This is a genomic window from Mesorhizobium sp. 43Arga, assembly GCF_053714255.1.
In genome coordinates this window covers 448015-463666 of sequence record NZ_JBSKBO010000003.1, presented here as the reverse complement: position 1 = coordinate 463666, position 15652 = coordinate 448015, and the positions used below count along the sequence as shown (strand labels likewise).

Annotated in this window: 16 protein-coding genes; 7 read left to right on the top strand and 9 right to left on the bottom strand. The window is 63.6% G+C overall.

Translation table 11 applies throughout. The features are described 5' to 3' along the window. Position 1: 1 nt before the first annotated feature. Both ACWGS8_RS15020 and ACWGS8_RS15015 read left to right on the top strand, forming a co-directional pair. Complete coding sequence (locus tag ACWGS8_RS15020; protein WP_454581652.1) at positions 2 to 481, top strand: N-acetyltransferase family protein; 480 nt, start codon at positions 2 to 4, stop codon at positions 479 to 481. Between the two features lie 158 nt (positions 482 to 639). Further along, entirely contained in the window at positions 640 to 1338 is a 699-nt protein-coding gene (locus tag ACWGS8_RS15015; RefSeq protein WP_454581651.1) for an AIM24 family protein, read from the top strand. A gap of 65 nt (positions 1339 to 1403) precedes the next feature. On the opposite strand, the gene panC is transcribed toward ACWGS8_RS15015, so the two are convergent. Together panC and panB are read right to left on the bottom strand one after the other, a co-directional pair. Then, positions 1404 to 2255, bottom strand: coding sequence for a pantoate--beta-alanine ligase (gene panC, locus ACWGS8_RS15010; RefSeq protein WP_454581650.1), 852 nt, complete (start codon positions 2253 to 2255; stop codon positions 1404 to 1406). Continuing rightward, positions 2252 to 3115, bottom strand: coding sequence for a 3-methyl-2-oxobutanoate hydroxymethyltransferase (gene panB, locus ACWGS8_RS15005; protein ID WP_454581649.1), 864 nt, complete (start codon positions 3113 to 3115; stop codon positions 2252 to 2254). The genes panC and panB overlap by 4 nt, the downstream gene beginning before the upstream one ends. A gap of 230 nt (positions 3116 to 3345) precedes the next feature. Between panB and ACWGS8_RS15000 the strand changes: the two genes are divergently transcribed. The 3 genes from ACWGS8_RS15000 (at position 3346) to ACWGS8_RS14990 (ending at position 4943) form a co-directional block, all read left to right on the top strand. Next, a complete protein-coding gene (locus ACWGS8_RS15000) occupies positions 3346 to 3744 on the top strand; it encodes an NADH:ubiquinone oxidoreductase subunit NDUFA12 (RefSeq protein ID WP_454581648.1) in 399 nt (132 codons plus the stop codon). Between the two features lie 140 nt (positions 3745 to 3884). After that, positions 3885 to 4481, top strand: a complete 597-nt coding sequence (locus ACWGS8_RS14995) for a DUF2155 domain-containing protein (RefSeq protein ID WP_454581647.1) — start codon at positions 3885 to 3887, stop codon at positions 4479 to 4481. 75 nt (positions 4482 to 4556) lie between these two features. Further along, the gene (locus ACWGS8_RS14990; protein WP_454581646.1) at positions 4557 to 4943 is read left to right on the top strand and encodes a hypothetical protein; all 387 of its coding nucleotides are present in this window, start codon (positions 4557 to 4559) and stop codon (positions 4941 to 4943) included. 8 nt (positions 4944 to 4951) lie between these two features. Here ACWGS8_RS14990 and aat read toward each other — a convergent pair whose 3' ends face one another. From aat to ACWGS8_RS14960, 6 genes are all read right to left on the bottom strand, one after another. After that, positions 4952 to 5569, bottom strand: a complete 618-nt coding sequence (gene aat / locus ACWGS8_RS14985; protein ID WP_454581645.1) for a leucyl/phenylalanyl-tRNA--protein transferase — start codon at positions 5567 to 5569, stop codon at positions 4952 to 4954. A gap of 12 nt (positions 5570 to 5581) precedes the next feature. Then, complete coding sequence (gene accC / locus ACWGS8_RS14980; protein WP_454581644.1) at positions 5582 to 6925, bottom strand: acetyl-CoA carboxylase biotin carboxylase subunit; 1344 nt, start codon at positions 6923 to 6925, stop codon at positions 5582 to 5584. A gap of 10 nt (positions 6926 to 6935) precedes the next feature. After that, positions 6936 to 7394 carry an acetyl-CoA carboxylase biotin carboxyl carrier protein gene (gene accB, locus ACWGS8_RS14975; RefSeq protein WP_454581643.1) on the bottom strand — a complete coding sequence of 153 codons (459 nt, stop codon included), beginning with the start codon at positions 7392 to 7394 and terminating at the stop codon, positions 6936 to 6938. Between the two features lie 26 nt (positions 7395 to 7420). After that, entirely contained in the window at positions 7421 to 7855 is a 435-nt protein-coding gene (gene aroQ, locus ACWGS8_RS14970) for a type II 3-dehydroquinate dehydratase (protein WP_019857903.1), read from the bottom strand. A 145-nt stretch (positions 7856 to 8000) separates the two neighbouring features. Then, positions 8001 to 8801: a DsbA family protein gene (locus ACWGS8_RS14965; protein ID WP_010909211.1), complete on the bottom strand. Its 801-nt coding sequence runs from the start codon at positions 8799 to 8801 to the stop codon at positions 8001 to 8003. Positions 8802 to 8865: 64 nt separating this feature from the next. Beyond that, the gene (locus tag ACWGS8_RS14960; protein ID WP_454581642.1) at positions 8866 to 10257 is read right to left on the bottom strand and encodes a M48 family metalloprotease; all 1392 of its coding nucleotides are present in this window, start codon (positions 10255 to 10257) and stop codon (positions 8866 to 8868) included. 146 nt (positions 10258 to 10403) lie between these two features. On the opposite strand from ACWGS8_RS14960, the gene ACWGS8_RS14955 reads away from it, so the two are divergent. Both ACWGS8_RS14955 and ACWGS8_RS14950 read left to right on the top strand, forming a co-directional pair. Next, positions 10404 to 11552, top strand: a complete 1149-nt coding sequence (locus ACWGS8_RS14955) for a pyridoxal phosphate-dependent aminotransferase (protein ID WP_454581641.1) — start codon at positions 10404 to 10406, stop codon at positions 11550 to 11552. Positions 11553 to 11556: 4 nt separating this feature from the next. Then, positions 11557 to 12504: a glutaminase gene (locus ACWGS8_RS14950; protein ID WP_454581640.1), complete on the top strand. Its 948-nt coding sequence runs from the start codon at positions 11557 to 11559 to the stop codon at positions 12502 to 12504. Between the two features lie 93 nt (positions 12505 to 12597). Here ACWGS8_RS14950 and ACWGS8_RS14945 read toward each other — a convergent pair whose 3' ends face one another. Then, a complete protein-coding gene (locus tag ACWGS8_RS14945; RefSeq protein ID WP_454581639.1) occupies positions 12598 to 15540 on the bottom strand; it encodes an Rne/Rng family ribonuclease in 2943 nt (980 codons plus the stop codon). Positions 15541 to 15652: the final 112 nt, after the last annotated feature.

Here is a 15652-nt window from a genome sequence, read left to right as displayed (position 1 = left end):
CATGTTCGTCCGCACCGCAGGCGAACGCGATCTCGTTGCCATCCGCGCACTGTTGATTGAAACCTGGCACGCGACCTATGGCGTTGCAAAGGTCACCGAAATCACCGATGCGTGGCACTCGATCGCCTCGTTGAAGGCGCGGCTGACCAAACCGACCAGCGAGTTCCTCGTCGCCGATGACGGCAAGCGCATTGGGGGCGTGGCCTTTGCGGAGGGCATTGGTGGCGGAGAAGAAGTTGTTCTGAAACAGCTCTACGTGCTTCCAGCCCTGCAGGGCAGGGGCATCGGCGGCATGTTGCTGGACGAGATCATCGAGAGTTTTCCGGAAGCCCGCGCCATCCGCCTGGAAGTGGAGGCGCAAAACGCCCGCGCCGTCGCCTTCTACGAAGCGAACGGCTTCGTGCGATCCGGCGATACCGGCGAGCACGCGGGTGCCTCCGGCGAACCGACATTTGTCTACATCAGGCCTCTTGCGGACTGATTCCTTCGAAGTGAGCCTCTCTTGATCACCTTCGCGCGAGCGGCGCTGCATGCGTCCGTTTTCGTTTGACGGCCCGGGGCCCCCGCACCAAAGCTGCCGGTGCTGACCGCGCGGAAGCCGGAATGGACCGGCACGCTGGGTAGCGCTGGGGGGAAACCATGCCAAGCTTGCCGGAACTGATGCCGACGCAGGTGTCGGACGAAACCTTTGGCGGCGTCACCTACCACATAGCGGGCGAGTTGGTGCCCGTGCTGTCGGTCGATGTGACGCAAATGCCCGTCTATTTCGAGCACCATATCCTGTTGTGGAAGAACTCCACCATCACCATCGGCCTGAAATCACTGAAAGGCGCGCTGAAGCGCATGATGGCCGGCATGCAGATCTTCGTTACCGAGGCGTCGGGAGCAGGCATCATCGCCTTCAGCCGCGATGGACCCGGCCACATCGTGCCGATCCATCTCAGGCGCGGCGAGGAGATCCAAGTGCGCGAACACCAGTTTCTCGCCGCCACCGGCAATGTCGAGTACACGTTCGAGCGTGTGCGCGGCCTGGCGACGATGCTGTTCGGCCAAAGCGGCTTCTTCATCGACCGTTTTCGCGGCGATGGCGGCGATGGCATCGTCTGGCTGCACGGCTACGGCAATGTCTTCGAAAAGACGCTTGCCACCGGCGAGACCATCGACATCGAGCCGGGCGGCTGGCTGTTCAAGGATGCCTCCGTCAGGATGGAAACCAAGATCGACCGCCTGTCGAGCGGCTTCTTCGGCGCCAATATGAATTTCATCGTCAACCGCTTCACCGGCCCAGGCCGCGTCGGCATCCAGTCGATGTATCTGCATATGCCGACAGAGGAGTAGGCGCGTACCGGAAATCTCGGATGGGTGACGCGCCAGGGCACAAAACCTGGCGTAGCCCGATCCGCTCAGGCAGCGGGAACGTCCACATTGTCGATCAGCCGCGTCTTGCCAAGCCAGGCCGCCGCAAGCAGGCGCCCCGCGCGGTCGCGGCGCCAGGGCGCAAGCGTGAGGCTTTCGCGGGCCTCGACATAGTCGATCTTGTGGAAGCCGGCGGCGATGAGCGCGCGGCTGGCTTCCCCGGTTGTGTCATCTCGGTGAGCGCCAGCCGCCAGTGCGGCAGCTGCCTTGTGCAGGATCACGTTGAGCTGGCGGGCGACAGCGAGTTCAGCCTCGCCGAGATAGGCGTTGCGTGACGACATTGCGAGGCCATGCGCATCGCGTATGGTCGGGGCGCCGATGATCTCGACAGGCAGGTCAAGGTCACGGCAGAGCTGTCTGACGACGCAAAGCTGCTGGTAATCCTTCTCGCCAAAGACCGCATAGTCGGGCGTCGCCTGCAGAAAAAGCTTGGTCACCACGGTGGCGACGCCCTCGAAGAAAGTGGGGCGAAAGTCCGATTCGAGCCCGGCGGACGGGCCGCCTACCGAGATCCTAGTGGCAAAGCCGGCGGGATACATCGCGCCGACCGTCGGCGTGAACGCGAGATCGGCCTTGACCGTCGCCAGCAGGTCGAGGTCGCGGGCAAGCTGGCGTGGGTACTTGTCGAGATCCTCACTCGGCGCGAACTGCGTCGGGTTGACGAAGATCGACACCACGCAGCGCTCGGCTTTTTCCCTGGCGATCCTGATCAGGGAGAGATGCCCCTCATGCAGCGCGCCCATGGTTGGCACCATGGCAACGCGCAGGCCGTCGCGCCGCCAGTCACTGACCCGCGCGCGAACTGCGGCGACGTTGTCGACGACGTCAGGCCGGCTCATGTCTCATCCCCGCCATCTGTGCCCGAAAAGGCCACCTTTGAATTTGAAAAGACATGGGCAGCACCGGGGAAAGTCCGGTCTCGCACCTCCGCTGCGTAGCGCTCGGCGGCGTTCGCGATCACGCGGCGCAAATCGGCATATTCCTTGACGAATTTCGGCACGCGGTCGACGGTCAGCCCGACCATGTCGTCGATGACCAGGATCTGGCCATCGCAATCGCCGCTGGCGCCGATGCCGATGGTCGGGATGCCGATGCGGTGAGTGATGTCGGAGGCCACCGCCTCGATCGTGCCTTCGATGACCACGGAGAACGCGCCGGCTTTTTCGACCGCGAAGGCATCGGCCATCAGCGCCGCGACAGTCTCGTCCGTGCGGCCCTTAATCTTGTAGCCGCCGTCCTTCTTCACCGATTGGGGCAGCAGGCCGATATGGCCCATGACCGGAATGCCGGCGGCCACGATTGCCGCGATCTGCGCGGCCATGTCGACGCCGCCTTCGAGTTTCACCGCCTGGCAGCCGGTCTCGTCAACGATGCGCTGCGCGCAGGCCACGGCGTGCTCCGCCGAATCCTCGTAGCTGCCAGCCGGCATGTCGACGACAACGCACGCCCTGGCCGCGCCGCGCATCACGGCTTGCCCATGCGCGATCATCATCTCCAGCGAGGCGCCGAGCGTCGTCGCATGGCCATGCAGGACCATGGCGACACTGTCGCCGACCAGGAGCAGGTCGACATGCGGATCGAGCAGGCGGGCGACGGGATAGGTGTAGGCGGTCAGGCAGACCAACGGGACGCCTCCCTTGCGACGGCGAATCAGCTCCGCGCCGATGCGAATGTCGGTGGTCGGCAGTTTCGTGGCCAATCGTCACCTCCCTCGGCCCATGGCCGGGTTGGATATCCGCACGGGCGCGCTGACCTTTAGAAAGAGCGCAAAGGCTTGGCAAGCGCGCATCCTGTTGCCTCTGCGGATCACAGGCATGTGTCGGCACCTCGGCGCGCCATTTGCGCGCTCCCCGCGGCAAAACCCTTGCCTTCCCGAAGCCCTGACGCCATAAGCAGGAAACAGGCGCCGCCAGCGCAAAGGGCTCTGAAATGAAGACTTTCCTGACGCAGTTTTTCACTTGGTGGAACAGCCAGACGCTGGGAACACGCCTTCACACCTGGCGGTACGGCAAGAGGGTCGGCCAGGACGAGGTCGGCAATGTCTACTACGAAGGCGGCATCGATTCGGAAGGCCGCACGCGACGCTGGGTCATCTACCGCAATTATTCGGAAGCTTCGGCCATACCGCCCGGCTGGCATGGCTGGATCCACCACCGCGTCGATCTCGCTCCGGCCAGCGAGGACTACAAGGCGCGCGACTGGCAGAAGCCGCATCAACCCAATCTAACCGGTACGCCGGCGGCCTACCGCCCGAAGGGCTCGGTGCTGACCAATCAGCATCGCCCGCAGGTTACGGGTGACTACGACGCCTGGACGCCCGGGTCCTAACGGCTCCGGCTTCTACGGCACAAAGTGCGGGCCGGTCCTTTATCGCCACAATTGGTGTTTAGCTGCTTGCTGATCAGAAAACGGCGACTAGCCTTGGCGATCGACGGAATCACCCGGGCGCGAACCACCGGTACCCCTATATGAGCTTTTTCAATCGGATATCGACAGGCGGTCTGACGCTAGCCGCCGGCCTCGCCGTCAGCACCGCGGCCTTTGCGGCGTCGCCCGCACCGGCTGCCCCGGCCGCTCCCGCACCGGCCGCGCCCGCGGGATCGGATCGCGTCACCAACCCGGTTGCCGAGTTCGCCGGCATCGACAAGATCACCGGCCGCATCATCACCTTCGATGTCTACATCGATGAGACGGTGCAGTTCGGGGCTTTGCAGGTGACGCCGCGCGTCTGTTATTCCCGGCCGCAGAACGAGGAGCCGAAGACCGATTCCTTCGTCGAGGTCGACGAGATCACGCTCGACCGCAAGATCCGCCGCATCTTCACCGGCTGGATGTTCGCCGAAAGCCCGGGCCTCAACGCTGTCGAGCATGCCGTCTATGACATCTGGCTGAAGGAATGCAAACAGAAGTCCGATGTGCCGGCACCAGATGCCACCAAGGCCGACGCCACCAAGGCTGACGCTTCGAAGCCGGCCGCGACCAAACCAGCGGCCCCCAAGCCTGCGGCCAGCCCGGATGCGGAACAGTCCGATCCCGCGCAACCGGATACGTCAGACGCCAACTGATCGCTGGGAACCGTCGTGGCCACCAAGCGTTGGACCACAGACGACCGCGCATCGACGCGCCCGGAGGATATTTCGATGTCGGACAGCAAGCGAATCATGGCCAACAAGAAAGAACTGCTGGAACTCGAAAAAGGGTTCTGGACCGGCGATGCCGCATACTACGCGGCCAACGCCGACACGGAATGCCTGGTGGCCTTTCCGCGAATGGCGAAGGCGATGGACAATGCTGACTTGGCCAAGACCGCCACCAAACCCAACCGCTGGCGCGATCTCGATATCGAGCTCAAGGGGATAATCGAGCCTGGCAGCGACATCGTCATGCTGACCTACGAGGCCCATGCGACACGCGAGAACGGCGAGCCCTATGCTGCCTTGGTTAGCACCGGCTATGTCCATCGCGTCAACGGTTGGAAGATGATGTTCCACTCGCAGACGCCGATCGAGGTAGCGGCCGGGAAGTAGGCCCGATCCTACGGAAAAAAGATCGCTTCGCCCTTCAGTGCCTCGGCCAGCATCTTCTCATACTTGCCGCGCGGAACATCGACCGCGCCGAAGCGCTTGAGATGCTCGGTGGTGAATTGCGTATCGAGCAGCGCGAAGCCGCGTGCTTTCAAGCGTTCGACAAGATGCACGAGGCAGATCTTCGACGCATCCGTCTCCTTGGAGAACATGCTTTCACCGAAGAACACCCGTCCAAGCGACACGCCATAGAGGCCGCCGACCAACTGGTCCTCGCGCCAGGCCTCGACCGAATGGCAGTGGCCCATGCGGTGCAACTGCACATAGGCCTCGCGGATTGGCGCGTTGATCCAGGTGGAGCGCCGCTCCTCGCGCTTTTCGGCGCAGCCGTCGATCGTCGCTTCGAAATCGAAGTCGAAACGGATGTCGAACGGACTTTTGCGGATCGCCTTCCTCAGGCTTTTGGGCGTGTGGAACCCGTCGAGCGGGATGATGCCGCGCGTCTCCGGCCGCACCCAGAACACTTCTGGGTCGCTGGCGCTTTCGGCCATCGGGAAGACGCCCGAAGCGTAGGCCTTGAGCAGAAGGTCGGTGGGGATGCGATAGCCGGGCGCGTAAGGGCGGGTCATCGCGTCCCCGGGCTACTCTTCCTTGGCCAGGTATTTTTCCAGCCAGTGGATGTCATAGTCGCCATTGGCGATGTCGGCATTGCCGACCAGATCGCGAAACAGCGGCAAGGTCGTCTTGATGCCGTCGACGACGAATTCATCCAGCGCCCGGCGCAGCCGCATCATGCATTCGACGCGGTTGCGCCCATGCACGATCAGCTTGCCGATCAGGCTGTCGTAGTAGGGCGGGATCTTGTAGCCGGAATAGACGCCGGAATCGACGCGGATGCCGAGACCGCCTGGCGTGTGGAAATGCGTGATCGTGCCGGGCGAGGGGGTGAAGGTGCGCGGATCCTCGGCATTGATACGGCATTCGATGGCGTGGCCATTGAACTTGATGTCTTCCTGCTTGACGGAAAGCCCTCCGCCGGAAGCGACGCGGATCTGCTCGTGCACGAGATCGATGCCGGTGATTGCTTCCGTCACCGGATGCTCGACCTGGAGGCGCGTGTTCATCTCGATGAAATAGAACTCGCCATTCTCGTAGAGGAACTCGATCGTGCCGGCGCCGGAGTAGCCGAGATCGGCAATGGCCTTGGCGCAGATGCCGCCGATGCGGGACCGTTCCTCGGCGTTGAGCGCAGGCGAATTGGCCTCTTCCCAGACTTTCTGGTGGCGCCGTTGCAGCGAACAGTCGCGCTCGCCGAAATGCACGCCGCGGCCAAAGCCGTCGCCGAACACCTGCACTTCGATATGGCGCGGCTTCTGCAGATACTTCTCGATGTAGACGGCGTCGTCGCCGAAAGCGGCGCCTGCTTCCGAGCGCGCCGTCTGCAGGGCGACCTCGAGGTCGGCCTCGGTGTGCGCGACCTTCATGCCGCGTCCGCCGCCGCCGGCCGAGGCCTTGATGATCACCGGATAGCCGATTTCGGCGGCAATGCGCTTGGCTTCCTTCTCTTCGGTCACCGCGCCGTCGGAACCTGGCACCACCGGGATGCCGAGGCGCTTGGCGGCGCGCTTGGCCTCGATCTTGTCGCCCATGACGCGGATATGGTCGCCGGTCGGGCCGATGAAGGTGATGTTGTGCGCGGCCAGTATGTCGGCGAACTTGGCGTTCTCCGACAGGAAGCCGTAGCCAGGATGCACCGCGTCCGCGCCGGTGATCTCGCAGGCCGCGACGATCTGATGGATGTTGAGATAGCTGTCGCGCGATGGCGGCGGACCAATGCAGACGCTCTCGTCGGCAAGCCGCACATGCATGGCGTCGGCGTCGGCGGTCGAATGCACCACCACCGTCTGGATGCCGAGTTCCTTGCAGGCGCGCAGCACCCGAAGCGCGATTTCGCCGCGATTGGCGATGAGGATCTTCTGGAACATCCGACCCGCTCTACTCGATCACGACGAGCGGCATGCCGTATTCGACCGGCGTCGCGTCCTCGAACAGGATCGCCGTCACCGTGCCGGCGCGCGGCGAGGGGATCTGGTTCATCGTCTTCATCGCCTCGATGATCAGCAGCGTCTGGCCTTCCTTGACCTTCTGGCCGACCTCGATGAACGGCTTGGCATCGGGTGACGGCGCCAGATAGGCAGTGCCGACCATTGGCGAGGCTACCGCGTTCTTCGACACGTCGACCGTGGCCGGAGCGGCCGCGACCGCGGGTTGGGCTGCTGCCGGCGCATAGCTGGGCTGGGGTGCAGCGATAGCATGGACGGCAGGGGCCTGCCGCGACACGCGCACCTTCAGGTCGCCCAGCTCAACCTCGATCTCGGTCAGGTTGGTGTCGTTCAGTATGCCCGCCAGATCGCGGATCAGTTGCTGGTCAACACCGGTCTTCTTTATCGACATTTTCGAGCCTTCTGTTTGTTGGCCGGTCATAGGCGTGCGGCCAGCGCCTGTAGCGCCAGCGTGTAGCCGAGCGGCCCAAAGCCACAGATCATGCCGACGGCGACCGGCGCGACCATGGAGACGTGGCGGAATGATTCCCGCGCATGGATGTTGGAAAGGTGAACTTCGGCGACCGGCAGCGGTGCGACCGAACGGATGGCGTCGTGGATCGCGATCGAGGTGTGGCTGTAAGCGCCTGGATTGATCACGATGCCGGCAGCCTTGTCGCCGGCTTCCTGGATCCAGTCGACAAGGTCACCCTCGTGGTTCGACTGGCGGAAATCGATTTCGAGCCCGAGCGACGCGCCGGCCTGCTTGCAGTCGTCGGCGATCGCGGCAAGCGTCTTGCCGCCATAGATGCCCGGCTCGCGCTTGCCGAGCGCGTTGAGATTGGGACCGTTCAGGACGAAAACCGTTTTCAAAAAACCCGACCTTTTCCGGCGCCGGTATCAAACCGGCGCGCTGGGCCTCTATACCGGGCATAGTCGTCCGCGAAAAGAGCGCAAGTGCGTTCTTTCACTGTCCACAACAGGCCGAAATGCGCCCGTGAAGAAAACCGCGGGCTGATCAAAGCGCGGCTTTCGCCGCCTTGATCTTTTCCGCCAACACGTCCTGCCCGAGAGCCCCGAACACGACCTCGTTGCCGACGACGTAGGACGGCGTTCCGGTGATCGCCAGCTTGTTGGCAAGGTCGTAGGTCTTGGAGAAGGCCTCGGGGATCGAAGCATCCTTCATCTTCTCGCGCAGCGTCGCCTCGTCGGCGCCCAGCGAAAGCGCGACCTTGATCGCGGCCGCCTCGGTTGCGCGTCCCTGGCCGCCGAGCAGCGCATTGTGGAACTCGCCGTACTTTTCCGGCATCATCAGGTGGAACGCCATCGAAACGACGCTCGCTTTCTGCGAATCCGGGCCGAGGATCGGGAACTCCTTGAGCACGAAGCGCAGATCCGGATCGGATTTGGTCAGCGCCCGCATGTCCTCGATGGCGCGTTTGCAGAAGCCGCAATTGTAGTCGTAGAACTCGACGATCGTCACCTTGCCGTTCGGATTGCCGACGACGCCGTCGAAGGCGGAGTTGAAGATCTGGTCCTTGGCGCCCTTGATGACGCCGAGCGAGGCGATGCGCTGCTCTTCCTTCTGCTTGGCCTCGAGCGCGTCTTGCACTTCGAGCAGCACCTCAGGGTTCTTCAGGAGATAGTCACGGATGATCCCTTCGACCTCGGCACGGTCGATCTTTGTATCGGCGGCCGTTTGGACAGGCTGCGCCGTACCGGCCTTGGCCATCTGTGGGCTGCCGGCCACGAAACCGAAAGCCAGCATGGCAAGGACTACAGCGACCCCCGTGGTGCCCAGCAGCAGTGCCTTTTTCATCGTTCTCGTTCCCTTTGCCTGTTTCCTGGTCCGGCTGTGTCGCAGTGCGTGACCGGAAGGTTCACTAGATCTTGTTTGACGATTTGTAGTTTATGATGTCCTGAGCGCGTATCCAGCGCGGCTCGCCGCGCTTCATCTGCTGCTGCGCCCGCATGGCGAAGATCTTCGCATCCTTGTAGTTACCGGAATAGAAATGACCTTCCGCCGTGGCAAGCTCGGCGCCCGGTATGTCACCCAATTCGCCATAAGCCTGCGCCAGGTAGCGATAGCCTTCGGAATTTTCCTTGTCGCGTCCAAGGCCATTGTTGATCTGCACGACGGCGTTCTTCAGCGAGTCAGGTGTGCCGACCGCCATCAGCGCCTGGCCGAGCGAGACAGGCAGCAAGCCGGACCGCGCCGGATCGAGGCTGACCGCCTTGGCGTAGGCTTCCGCCGCGTCCTTGGGCTTGTTCGCCTTCATCAGGATGTCGCCGCGCAACTCCTGGAAATAAGCATTCTTGGGCTGCGCCTTGACCAGGGCATTGGTCTTGGCAAGCGCGCCGGTGATGTCGCCGTAGAGGTAGGTCGATTGGGCGTCGCCATACTGCCCGGCGAGGCTGCCTCTCATCTTTTGCATCAACCGCGCGGCGGCGGCCTGGCCTTCCATGTAGACGGCGATCTTTACCCGCATCATGTCGTGGCGCTGCTGCAGCACCGGCGGGTCGAGCTTGTCGACATTGGGGCTCTGTTTCACCAGCACTTCGAGATTGGCGATGCGTTCCTGCGGCATCGGATGGCTGATCCGATAGGGATCGACTTGCGCACCCGACAGCGACAGCGCGGTCTGGAAGCGGCGGAACGTCTTCAGCATGCCCATGCCGGACTGGCCGGTGGCGTTGAGATAGGTGATGGCGGAGCGGTCGGCCGTTATCTCTTCGGTGCGCTGGTAGGCGAGGATGCTGCGCTGTGCCATCTCGCCGCCGCCGGCGGCCACGCCCATGCCGGCGCCGGCAAGGCCGCGGCTGTTGGTGGTCGCGCCAGCGACGATCGCGCCCGCGCCAAGCAAGGTCGCAATGATGGCCATCGTCTTGGCGCGCTCGAGCTGGTCACGCAGTTTCTGCTGGTGGCCGCCGGCGATATGGCCGGCCTCGTGCGCGATGACGCCGATGATCTCGTTGGGCGTTTCAGCCATCATCAGCGCGCCGGTGTTAATGAACAGCCGTCGCCCGGTGACAAAAGCGTTGAAGCTGGAATCATTGACCAGCACGATGTCGATGCCGTCATTCGCCAGCCCGGCTGCCTTGAAGATCGGCCGCGCATAGTCCCGCACCAAAGCCTCGATCTCGGCATCGCGGACCACCGGAACGCTCTGGGCGAAGGCGATGACTGAACTTGCCACGGCAACGGCAAGGCCAAGCGAAAGCGTCGTGAAAACACGCGCGATCCTGGCAATCGTCGATCTGGGTCGGCTCAACATGACGTGTTCACTGGTAGACGAGCGGGCGAAAGATGAAAAGTCGGCACCGGAAACTTCCTCAACTTGTGATCCTCACATCAATCGGGCATTTGTGCGGCGCATGTATTCGGGGGCGTGGCGCACCCAACCGTCGAGATAGGGATAAAATGGTCGTTTCGCTCTCGCGTCGTGGCAATGTCGAGCCATTCCACGCCATGGATGTGCTGGCCGAAGCAAACCGGCTGAAGGCCCAGGGCGTGCCGGTGATCTCCATGGCGGTCGGCCAGCCGTCCGATCCGGCGCCCGCACGGGTTCGCGCCGCCGCGGCCAGGGCCTTGCAGGACGGTCGCATCGGCTACACCGACACGCTGGGGCTGGCTGGCCTGCGCAAGGCGATCGCCGCGCATTACGCGGATCACTATCGGCTCGAAGTCGAGTCGGCCCGGATCGCGGTGACCACCGGATCGTCCGCGGCCTTCAATCTCGCCTTCCTGGCGATGTTCGATCCGGGCGATCGCGTTGCCATCGCGGCACCCGGCTACCCTGCCTATCGCAACATCATGGCGGCGCTCGGCATCGATGTGGTCGAGATCGAACTTGGCGAGGCTGCCTATCTGCATGCCGGTCATCTTGAGGCAGCGCATCGCGAGAAGCCGCTGAAGGGGGTTCTGTTTGCAAGTCCGGCCAATCCGACCGGTGCCGTCATACCGGCCGACGAACTGTCGGCGCTGGTCGACACGGCGGAGACACTGGGCATCGCCGTCATTTCCGACGAAATCTACCACCGGTTGGCCTATGGTGCGCCTGACACCACCGCGCTTGCCTTCGGCAACAGTGTCACGGTGATCAATTCCTTCTCGAAATATTACTGCATGACCGGTTGGCGCGTCGGCTGGATGGTGTTGCCGCAAGAGCTGGTGCGGCCCGTCGAGCGCATCGCCCAGAGCCTCTACATTTCACCGCCGGAACTGTCGCAGATCGCCGCGATCGAGGCCTTTGCCGCCACCGAAGAGCTGGAGGCGGTCAAGGGCCGCTATGCCTGGAACCGCCAACTGCTGATGAAACGCCTGCCGGAACTCGGCTTTCCGCTGGCCGCGCCCATGGACGGCGCCTTCTATGCGTTTTGCGATGTCACCCGCCACAGCAATGACAGCATGGCCTTCGCGCGCAAGATTCTGGCCGAGGCGCATGTCGCGGCGACGCCCGGCCGCGACTTCGACACCCAGGCGGGGCATCGCACGATGCGGTTTTCCTACGCCGGCAGCCATGACGACATGGTCGAGGCGATGGCGCGCATCGAACGCTGGTTGAGGTAGCGCCATGCCGGAACTCGAACAGGCCCCTAAACTTGATCAGGCATTGGCCGAAGTCGCCGCCGAAATGGCCGAGCGCACCGATCGCGGCGATGTCGCCACCTACATTCCCCAATTGGGCAAGGTCGATCCAAGGAAATTCGGCATTGCCGCCGTCACCAATGACGGCCGCGTGCTTGTGGCGGGCGATGCCGACCAGGCTTTTTCGATCCAGAGCATCTCCAAGGTGTTCACCTTGACGCTGGCGCTCGGCAATGTCGGCGACGCGCTGTGGAAGCGGGTCGGGCGCGAGCCTTCGGGAAACCCATTCAACTCGATCGTCCAGCTCGAGCATGAGAACGGCATTCCGCGCAATCCGTTCATCAATGCCGGCGCCATCGTTATTTCCGACATCCTGCTTGCCGGCCATCAGCCGCGCGAGGCGATCGGCGAGATCCTGCGTTTCATCCAGTTTCTCGCCGACGACGAGACCATTATCATCGACCGTGAGGTCGCGGCCTCCGAGCGTGCCACCGGTTATCGCAACTTCGCGCTCGCCAACTACATGAAATCCTTCGGCAATCTTCATCATGCGCCGGAACTGGCGCTGGGCGTCTACTTCCACCATTGCGCCATCGCCATGAGCTGCCGGCAACTGGCGATGGCCGGCCGCTTCCTCGCCAATGGCGGCAAGAACCCGGCGACAGGCCACTCCGTGGTGTCGGCGGAGCGGGCGCGGCGCATCGGCGCCATGATGCTGACTTGCGGTCACTATGATGGCTCCGGCGATTTCGCCTTCCGCGTTGGCATTCCGGGAAAAAGCGGCGTCGGTGGCGGCATATTGGGCATCGTGCCGGGTGTGGCGTCGCTTGCGGTGTGGTCGCCCGGGCTCAACGCCAACGGCAATTCCAAGCTGGGTTCGATCGCGCTGGAGAAGCTGGCCAGGATGATGAACTGGTCGATCTTCGCACCTTAGTTCTTGCTGCCTGCCGGACGTGAAAAATCCCGCGCCGTCTTTCGATCGGCGCGGGATTTCTTATTAAAAAGTCACATCATCCAGTTGAAAGGCTTAGAAAAAGCCCTTCCGCTGCCACCAGCCGGCGCGCTTCGGCTTTTCTTCGGTCTTAGCTTCCGGCTCATCGGCGACGGTCGACGACACCACCGGCACGACGGGCGCATCGATGGCCGCCGGCTTGCGCCTGGACGGACGGGCCTTGGAGGGCTCTTCCGCAACGGGTGCAACCACCGTCTCTTCAGCAGCCGCCACCGGCGCTTCGGCGGCCGCTTCGACAACAGGGGTTTCGGCGACGGCTTCGGCGGCTGCCTTCTTCGGCTTGGCTGCGCGCCGCGGCTTCTTGGGCTTCTCGGTGCTTGGCACCTGTTCGCTCGCCGCAGCCACCGGCTCTTCCGTCACCGCGGCAACAGCCACCGGTTCGATCGAGGCAGGCTCGCTTTCGGAAGCATCGGCTTCGGAAGCCTCGGTCGCCTCGCCGGCGCCTGCTTCGGTCTCGCCTTCGCCGTCTTCACGACGGTTGCGCTTGCCGCCGCGCTTGCCGCGCCGGCGCTTCTTGCCCTGGCTGTCATCCGCGGCCTGCACCGCCTCGTCGGACGCGCTGGCAGCGATTGGGGCGGCGTCGTCCTGTTCGCCGTCGTCATCGCCTGTCGCGTCTGCCGCGCCGGCGAAGTCGCCGGTCGGAGCCGAGATGGAAGAGCCATCCGCCGGGGCGCCATGCTCGCGGTCGCGATCCCTGCCGCCGCGCCGTCTGCGGCGCTTGCGACGCTTGCGGTCTCGGCCTTCGCCATCTTCGCTGCCGGCAGGCCGCGGCTGCTGGTTCTGCTGCGGCTGCTGGCGTGGCTGCTCGGCCTGGACCACAACCTCATCGTCTTCCTCGACGACGGCAATCTCGTCCTCGGGCTCTTCCGGCTCGATATAGGCGGGCAGGCTGCGCGCCTCGACGAAGCCCTCGGGCTTCTCGGCCAGCGCGCCGCGGAAGATTGCGTAGTGCTGCGCGCCAACCGTGTCGTCGGCCTCGATGGTGATGGTCAGACCGAAGCGGCTTTCCAGTTCCACCAGCGTGCCGCGCTTGTGGTTGAGCACGTAGAGCGCGGTTGCCGCCGGGGTGCGCACGGTGATGTGGCTGCGCGAATCCTTGAGCAGGAATTCCTCGATCGCCCGCACCACCATCAGCGCGACCGACGAATCGGACCTGACATGGCCGGTGCCGCCGCAATGCGGACACGGCTTCATGGTCGATTCCAGCACGCTGGCGCGGATGCGCTGGCGTGACATCTCCATCAGGCCGAAATGCGAGATGCGGCCGACCTGGATGCGGGCCCGGTCGTTCTTGAGGTGATCCTTCAGCCGCTTCTCGACAGAGCGGTTGTTGCGGTTCTCCTCCATGTCGATGAAGTCGATGACGATCAGGCCGGCGAGATCGCGAAGCCTGAGCTGACGGGCAACCTCTTCGGCCGCTTCCAGATTGGTGTGGAGTGCGGTGTCCTCGATCGAGTGCTCCTTGGTGGAGCGGCCAGAATTGACGTCGATGGCGACCAGCGCCTCGGTCTGGTTGATGATGATGTAGCCGCCGCTCTTCAGCGTCACCTGCGGCTGCAGCATGCGGTCGAGCTGCGCCTCGATGCCGTTGCGCACGAAGATCGGCGTGGTGTCGCGGAACGGCTGAACCACCTTGGCGTGGCTCGGCATCAGCATGCGCATGAAGTCCTTGGCTTCGCGGTAGCCTTCCTCGCCGGAGACGAGGATCTCGTCGATATCCTTGTTGTAAAGGTCGCGCACCGAGCGCTTGATCAGGCTGCCTTCCTCATAGACCAGGGCAGGGGCCGTCGATTGCAAGGTGAGACTGCGCACATTCTCCCACAGCCGCATCAGATATTCATAGTCGCGCTTGATCTCGGCCTTGGTGCGGCTCTCGCCGGCGGTGCGCAGAATGACGCCCATGCCTTGCGGCACTTCGAGGTCGGCAACGACCTCCTTCAGGCGCTTGCGGTCGACCGCGCTGGTGATCTTGCGCGAAATGCCGCCGCCGCGCGCCGTGTTCGGCATCAGCACCGAATAGCGGCCGGCGAGCGACAGATAGGTGGTGAGTGCGGCGCCCTTGTTGCCGCGCTCTTCCTTGACGACCTGAACCAGCAGGATCTGCCGGCGCTTGATCACTTCCTGGATCTTGTACTGGCGGCGCACCGGCTTGCGACGGTTGCGCACCTCTTCCAGCGCATCCTCCGCGCCGACCGATTCGACCTCGTGATCATCGGGATGCGAGGACTGGACTTCCTCCAGCATGCCGCGATCGTTGTCGCTGGAGGTGGCTTCAGTAGCCTGTTCCGTCTGCGAGACGGGTTCGGAGATCACATCGCCTTCGACCGCGGCGGCGATCGATGTCGGGCCACCCTCGCGGGTTTCGGTTTCCTCCTGTTCGGCGGAAGCTTCATCATGGCCTGATGTATCGGCATGCCCCGAGGGATCTGGACGTTCCGATGTATCGGCCGCGTGTTCGATGATCTCGGAAGTGTGGGAGATCTCCTCGACAACGATGTCGCCATTGTCGCCGCCTTCGCTTGGCTCGCCGGAGCCTTCGCCTGCCTCGCCGGCATCGCGCTTGTGTTCACCGCGCTCGCGGCCCTTGCCGCCGCGCCGGCGTCCGCGGCGTCCGCGATCGCGGCTCTGACGGTCATCGCCGTCACCATCCTCGTCCTCTTCGTCCTCGGCCTCCTGCGCTTCGGCGCGCAGCAGTGCCTGACGGTCGGCGACCGGGATCTGGTAGTAGTCGGGGTGTATTTCACTGAAGGCGAGAAAACCGTGACGGTTGCCGCCATATTCGACAAAAGCTGCCTGAAGGGAGGGTTCGACGCGCGTTACGCGGGCGAGGTAGATATTTCCTTTGAGCTGCTTCTTGTCCTGGGATTCAAAGTCGAATTCTTCGATACGGTTACCGCGTACGACGACAACTCGTGTTTCCTCCGGGTGGGAGGCGTCTATCAGCATCTTGTTGGGCATTATTTCGTTTCCCCCCGGCAGCCGTCAGCCACAGCTGGCTGGGCAAAGCCCGCTGCTGTGTGTCTGGAGAGTGGGTGCCGGATAATTGAATGTCCGCCGGACGGTGCCTGCG

Excerpts from the sequence above, each read along its gene's own strand:
- ACWGS8_RS15020 (WP_454581652.1), top strand. The coding sequence starts at position 2 with ATGTTCGTCCGCACCGCAGGCGAACGCGATCTCGTTGCCATCCGCGCA.
- ACWGS8_RS15015 (WP_454581651.1), top strand. The coding sequence starts at position 640 with ATGCCAAGCTTGCCGGAACTGATGCCGACGCAGGTGTCGGACGAAACC.
- panC (WP_454581650.1), bottom strand. The coding sequence starts at position 2,255 with ATGAGCCGGCCTGACGTCGTCGACAACGTCGCCGCAGTTCGCGCGCGG.
- ACWGS8_RS15000 (WP_454581648.1), top strand. The coding sequence starts at position 3,346 with ATGAAGACTTTCCTGACGCAGTTTTTCACTTGGTGGAACAGCCAGACG.
- ACWGS8_RS14995 (WP_454581647.1), top strand. The coding sequence starts at position 3,885 with ATGAGCTTTTTCAATCGGATATCGACAGGCGGTCTGACGCTAGCCGCC.
- ACWGS8_RS14990 (WP_454581646.1), top strand. The coding sequence starts at position 4,557 with ATGTCGGACAGCAAGCGAATCATGGCCAACAAGAAAGAACTGCTGGAA.
- aat (WP_454581645.1), bottom strand. The coding sequence starts at position 5,569 with ATGACCCGCCCTTACGCGCCCGGCTATCGCATCCCCACCGACCTTCTG.
- accC (WP_454581644.1), bottom strand. The coding sequence starts at position 6,925 with ATGTTCCAGAAGATCCTCATCGCCAATCGCGGCGAAATCGCGCTTCGG.
- accB (WP_454581643.1), bottom strand. The coding sequence starts at position 7,394 with ATGTCGATAAAGAAGACCGGTGTTGACCAGCAACTGATCCGCGATCTG.
- ACWGS8_RS14965 (WP_010909211.1), bottom strand. The coding sequence starts at position 8,801 with ATGAAAAAGGCACTGCTGCTGGGCACCACGGGGGTCGCTGTAGTCCTT.
- ACWGS8_RS14960 (WP_454581642.1), bottom strand. The coding sequence starts at position 10,257 with ATGTTGAGCCGACCCAGATCGACGATTGCCAGGATCGCGCGTGTTTTC.
- ACWGS8_RS14955 (WP_454581641.1), top strand. The coding sequence starts at position 10,404 with ATGGTCGTTTCGCTCTCGCGTCGTGGCAATGTCGAGCCATTCCACGCC.
- ACWGS8_RS14950 (WP_454581640.1), top strand. The coding sequence starts at position 11,557 with ATGCCGGAACTCGAACAGGCCCCTAAACTTGATCAGGCATTGGCCGAA.
- ACWGS8_RS14945 (WP_454581639.1), bottom strand. The coding sequence starts at position 15,540 with ATGCCCAACAAGATGCTGATAGACGCCTCCCACCCGGAGGAAACACGA.